This window comes from Bacillus sp. mrc49 (genome assembly GCF_002803435.1).
In genome coordinates this window covers 1-893 of sequence record NZ_PHNG01000191.1, presented here as the reverse complement: position 1 = coordinate 893, position 893 = coordinate 1, and the positions used below count along the sequence as shown (strand labels likewise).

At 41.8% G+C, this 893-nt stretch carries 1 protein-coding gene and 1 pseudogene; both read left to right on the top strand.

Annotation, left to right across the window (positions count from 1 at the left end; all coding sequences use genetic code 11):
• The coding region (locus CVN76_RS01330; protein WP_157805430.1) for a type I 3-dehydroquinate dehydratase at positions 1 to 354 on the top strand (354 nt) is incomplete at its 5' end.
• A gap of 65 nt (positions 355 to 419) precedes the next feature.
• Positions 420 to 893 (top strand): annotated as a pseudogene (locus CVN76_RS01325) (quinate/shikimate dehydrogenase); the annotation flags it as partial.

The window sequence follows — 893 nt, the reverse complement described above, 5'->3', positions numbered from 1 at the left end:
TACGTAATAATGTGTAATCACGACTTCGATAAGACACCGGAAAAAGAAGAAATCATTTACCGACTGCGTAAGATGCAGGAATTTGGGGCCCATATTCCGAAAATCGCCGTAATGCCCCAAAGTGTTGGTGATTTACTTGTTTTATTGGATGCCACCCATACGATGAAAACAAAATATGCCGACCGGCCGTTCATAACGATGTCTATGGCGGGTACTGGTTTGGTCAGTCGATTAGCGGGTGCGGTGTTTGGATCTGCTTGTACCTTTGGGGCTGGAAAAGAAGCATCTGCTCCGGGACAAATACCGGTGAGCCAATTAAGAAGTGTACTGGAAATCATTGATCAAAATATTTAATCCGTCGAATTTCTTCCAAGAAGGAATTTATATAAACTTATCAATTTAAACCAGGGGGAATCAACATGGAAAATCTAGCACGAATTAATGGGAAAACGGAATTAGTCGGTTTACTTGCAACGCCTATCGGACATTCTTTATCACCTGCCATGCATAATATGGCTTTTGATCAATTGGGATTGAATTGCGCTTATTTAGCTTTTGAGGTAGGAAATGAAAAGCTTGAAGATGCTGTGAAAGGAATGCGCGCGTTAAACGTAAAAGGGTTTAACGTTTCCATGCCGAACAAAATGAAAATCCTTCCATATCTTGATGAATTGGCAGACAGCGCCAAATTCTCAGGAGCTGTTAATACGGTTGTCAATGTTGATGGGAAATTCGTTGGTCACAGCACTGATGGAATGGGTTATACCCGGAACCTGAAAGAACATGGTATAGACATTAAAGGAAAGAAAATGACGCTTATCGGTTCTGGCGGGGCTGCCACTCCTATTGCCATTCAATCTGCATTGGAAGGCATAGCTGAAATCAGCATTTTT